Source organism: Terrisporobacter sp., assembly GCF_017888745.1.
In the GTDB taxonomy this organism is placed as follows: domain Bacteria; phylum Bacillota; class Clostridia; order Peptostreptococcales; family Peptostreptococcaceae; genus Terrisporobacter.
Genome location: NZ_JAGHFM010000240.1, coordinates 1 through 3,912 on the forward strand (window position 1 = coordinate 1; position 3,912 = coordinate 3,912).

At 24.4% G+C, this 3,912-nt stretch carries 6 protein-coding genes; 4 read left to right on the forward strand and 2 right to left on the reverse strand.

The genetic code is table 11. From position 1 onward, the window contains the following. Positions 1-539: helix-turn-helix transcriptional regulator (locus J7G74_RS11200; RefSeq protein ID WP_297135322.1), on the reverse strand; the 539-nt coding region annotated here is incomplete at its 3' end. 199 nt (positions 540-738) lie between these two features. On the opposite strand from J7G74_RS11200, the gene J7G74_RS11205 reads away from it, so the two are divergent. Together J7G74_RS11205 and J7G74_RS11210 are read left to right on the forward strand one after the other, a co-directional pair. Then, positions 739-1,263, forward strand: a complete 525-nt coding sequence (locus J7G74_RS11205) for a dihydrofolate reductase family protein (RefSeq protein ID WP_297135324.1) — start codon at positions 739-741, stop codon at positions 1,261-1,263. Positions 1,264-1,335: 72 nt separating this feature from the next. Further along, complete coding sequence (locus J7G74_RS11210; protein WP_297135329.1) at positions 1,336-1,740, forward strand: DUF3997 domain-containing protein; 405 nt, start codon at positions 1,336-1,338, stop codon at positions 1,738-1,740. A 182-nt stretch (positions 1,741-1,922) separates the two neighbouring features. On the opposite strand, the gene J7G74_RS11215 is transcribed toward J7G74_RS11210, so the two are convergent. After that, positions 1,923-2,186, reverse strand: a complete 264-nt coding sequence (locus J7G74_RS11215) for a hypothetical protein (protein WP_297135331.1) — start codon at positions 2,184-2,186, stop codon at positions 1,923-1,925. A 138-nt stretch (positions 2,187-2,324) separates the two neighbouring features. On the opposite strand from J7G74_RS11215, the gene J7G74_RS11220 reads away from it, so the two are divergent. Together J7G74_RS11220 and J7G74_RS11225 are read left to right on the forward strand one after the other, a co-directional pair. Further along, a complete protein-coding gene (locus tag J7G74_RS11220; RefSeq protein WP_297135333.1) occupies positions 2,325-2,906 on the forward strand; it encodes a hypothetical protein in 582 nt (193 codons plus the stop codon). 200 nt (positions 2,907-3,106) lie between these two features. Then, entirely contained in the window at positions 3,107-3,826 is a 720-nt protein-coding gene (locus tag J7G74_RS11225) for a TVP38/TMEM64 family protein (RefSeq protein WP_297135335.1), read from the forward strand. Positions 3,827-3,912: the final 86 nt, after the last annotated feature.

A 3,912-nucleotide genomic window follows, 5' to 3' on the forward strand; every position in this document is an offset into this window, starting at 1 on the left:
CTCTTACACACAATTCCAAGCGGTTTTAAAATAACTTCTTTAGTTTCATTTACTTTTCTATAAATCATTTTTAAAATCTGTGTATTCCATATAGAAATTTGCACCAATGATAAAATATTTTTATTTATAGAAGTTGGATTTTCTCCCCATGTATTCATATCTATATAAATAAAGTTTTGAATATTTTCTATTTCCTTTCTTTGAGTAGGAGAAGATTTAGCTAAAAGTTTAAGTAGAGTAGAAGATTTTAATTTTTCTATACCTAAATCTTCTAATACTTTGTCTCCAGCTGGAATGAATAAAGAATAAATTTCATTTGTATTTATATTATTTAAAGACGTCTCAAAATCTCCTAAAAGTTTTATTCCTCCACCGCTACCTCTATCACTAAAAATAGGTATATTAAGACTGCTAAGGGAATCAATATCTCTATAAATAGTTCTAACAGAAACTTCTAATTTATCTGCAAGTTCTGACGCTGTTAATTGTTTATGGATTTGTAATAACATTAATATGGAAATTAATCTATCTGCTTTCATAATAATTCCTTTCGAATATGACATAAGATGTCAAGTATTATAACTTATAATATATTTTGTATCAATAAGAAAAAATAATTATAATATTTTAAAAGGAATAGAAAATATATTAAGTCTAAATAAGATTTAATTAAGTTAAGTTATAGTATTATGGTTAGATATTTTAATAAGAAATTTATAAAAAGAAAGAGGTAAAGTTATGAGTAGAAAAATAATATTAAATTTAGCAATGAGTATAGATGGATATATAGCAGATCTAGATGGGGGATTTGACTGGATAGTTGGAGATGGAGATAGTAGTTTAAATACTAATAACAAATGGGATTTTAATAAATTTTTAGAAAATATAGATGTGGTAGTGATGGGTAAAAATTGCTATGACTCAAACTTCCATAGTGAATATAAACATAAAAAAGTATATGTAGCTACTTCTAAAGAATTAGAGGATTATGATAATATTCATTTTATGAAAGGTGATATTGTAAAAGTAATTGAAGAAGAAAGAAAAAAAGAAGGGAAGGATATATTCTTATTTGGCGGAGGAAGAGTAATTGATGATTTTATAAAAGCTGATGTCATAGATGAATATATAATAGGAGTGATTCCTACTGTTTTAGGAAAAGGGATACCATTATTCCTGGGAAATAATCCAAAGATTGATTTACATCTTGAGGAATATTTTGTTGAAGATGGGATTATTATAATGAGGTATTCTAAAAGATAAACATATGTTAAAATAATTAAAGTATTAAAAATAATTAATAATTTTGTTATTCAAAAGAGGGGATGATGCAAAATGAAAAAAATGGTATCTGTTTTTACTATTGTTTTATTAATGATAGGAATGGTAGGTTGTGCAGGAGCTGGAGATTATGAGATAGAATTAATAAATGGATTTAAAGTAATAAGAACATCTGCAGAAAAAGTACATATTGGGTCACCTGAATACAGTTATGACGAATTGTTAATACCTCTACTTGCTGATTATGAAGACGGCGATTATGTAACAAAAGTAGGACATGATAATGATAGATATATAATTGCAAAAACAAATTTAAATAATTACTATTTATTAGATACAAAAAAAGCAATAGTACATGGTCCATTCACAGAAGAAAAGTTTATGCAAGTAAAAGAAAATGCAGAAATATCAGAGAGTGTTCACCTTAAAGATTTAGATGCATATAAAAAGATAAGATAATAAAAAAACATATAGGTTAGAAATCAAACATATATGTTTTTGCTCAATATCAACACTTTATTAAAATATAGACAATAATTTAAAGATTAAAAATAAGTTAAGGAGCAATAATTTTATTGCTCCTATTATAATGGATAAAAATATGTATTCCAGTGAACATGCTATTATTTTTTTGTATCATATTATTTTAGATTAGTTATATTTACAGCCTTTAATATATTTATAGGATACTCGAAAATATTTCCTATAACTTCAATATCATAATTACATAAAGGATTTTTACAAATTAAATAAGTAGTAAATTTATATTTTATCTCATTTCCTTCTTCTTTTTCTTTGGAATTAATTTTTTCAATATCTTGAATTTTAAAGTTATATAAATATTTATATTCACAGGAGGGACATTTAATTTGGCAACTATGATTTAGAGGCATTTCTAAAGTCATAACAATACAGCTCCTAACATTTTGTTTTTTTTATATTATTTGCACATTCATTTATAAAATACTATTTAGATTTATAAAACTAATTTCATATCTATATACATATATATGTATAAAAAGTAAGATGGGGTGATTTCTTAGGTGAATAAAATAGAAATATTAGATCAATATATTGAAAATATGAACTATATTATTTTAAAAAATGATGAAGAAGCAGCACAGTCATTAATAAAAAATACTTACTCCACTTTTATATCAGATATTAAGGATTTGCCAGAAGGTTTAACTTGTTATCTTTATGGTGTGGGAAGCTATTTAGAAGATTTAAAAATTTTGAGAGCAAAACTTGTAAATTATAAAAGTAATCTAATTCATCAAAAAGATATTAGGGAATATGAATTAAAAAAAATGGCACTTCAAGAAAGTATTATCAAAGCAGAAAATCAGATAAATTCAAAATCAGATTTAAAAAAAGAAATATCTATTACTTTTAAACATACTATAGAAAAATTAGAAGAAATAGAAGAAGTTTTATCTAATGATGATAAAGAAAAATTAGAAAATATGTTATCCTCTATTGAAATAACTAGAAACTCTAATAACAAAGTTAAATTATTATTAAAGATACATAATGTAATAAAATTTATTTGTGAAAAAGATAAACAGGTGATAATAATTGTACTGCCCTATTTAGGAGATGTAACAAAATCACTAAGTAATTAAGTTGATGAAAGTAAAATTTGAAAAAGTATTTATTATAGTTATTTGGATAACCTATTAAGATAAGAGTTAGGGAACTAATTACAATTAATACTTGTAAACTAAGTAATAAATAATTATGAAAAATTAATCAATTAGATCGTATATAAATGATAATAAATAGATGACATTTTTAATTAAATCAACAGGAGGGTAAAATATTTATGGACAAAAAAACTAATAATAAACCTAATATTAAGTTTGATAAGAAAAAAAAGAAAAAGATAGTTATTACAGGAGCTGTAGTTTTTCTTATCATAATGCTTGTACTAGGATTTACCCTTGGAGGAAAAATAGTATCTATGGTAAGAGACCCTAAAGTATTTAGAAACTGGGTGCAAGGAACAGGTATATGGGGAAAATTTTTAATGATTGGTATTTCTGCTTTTCAAATCATAGTGGCAGTTATTCCAGGAGAGCCTATTGAAATTGCGTCAGGATATGCATTTGGATGGATAGAGGGGGCTATTTTGTGTTTAATAGGAACACTTATTGGACAAACTATTGTATTTTTATTTGCAAAAAAATATGGTATGGATTTTGTAGAAGTATTTGTTAAAAAAGAAAAAATAGAAAAGGTAAGTTTTTTAAATGATAGTGAAAAAATTTATATTAGTATATTTTTAATTTTTTTAATTCCAGGAACACCAAAAGATGTTTTGTCTTATGTAGCAGGAATCACACCTGTTAAACTATTACCTTTCTTATTGGTATCGTGTCTAGCGAGAATACCTTCAGTTGTATCATCGACTATTGGGGGAAGCTTCCTTGGTACTAAAAATTATAAAATGGCATTTATAGTATTTGGTGTTACAATTGTGATTAGTGGAATAGTCTTTTTTATTTATAAACAATATCAAAATAAAAAAGAGATTAAAAATTAATTCATAAATTATATTGTAAAAGTCCTCCTTATTATGGGGACTTTTATAATATAATTTAAATACTAAGATGTATAAAAAGTTAATTA

Coding starts and splice junctions, on each gene's coding strand:
- J7G74_RS11205 (WP_297135324.1), top strand. CDS start 739: ATGAGTAGAAAAATAATATTAAATTTAGCAATGAGTATAGATGGATAT.
- J7G74_RS11210 (WP_297135329.1), top strand. CDS start 1,336: ATGAAAAAAATGGTATCTGTTTTTACTATTGTTTTATTAATGATAGGA.
- J7G74_RS11215 (WP_297135331.1), bottom strand. CDS start 2,186: ATGACTTTAGAAATGCCTCTAAATCATAGTTGCCAAATTAAATGTCCC.
- J7G74_RS11225 (WP_297135335.1), top strand. CDS start 3,107: ATGGACAAAAAAACTAATAATAAACCTAATATTAAGTTTGATAAGAAA.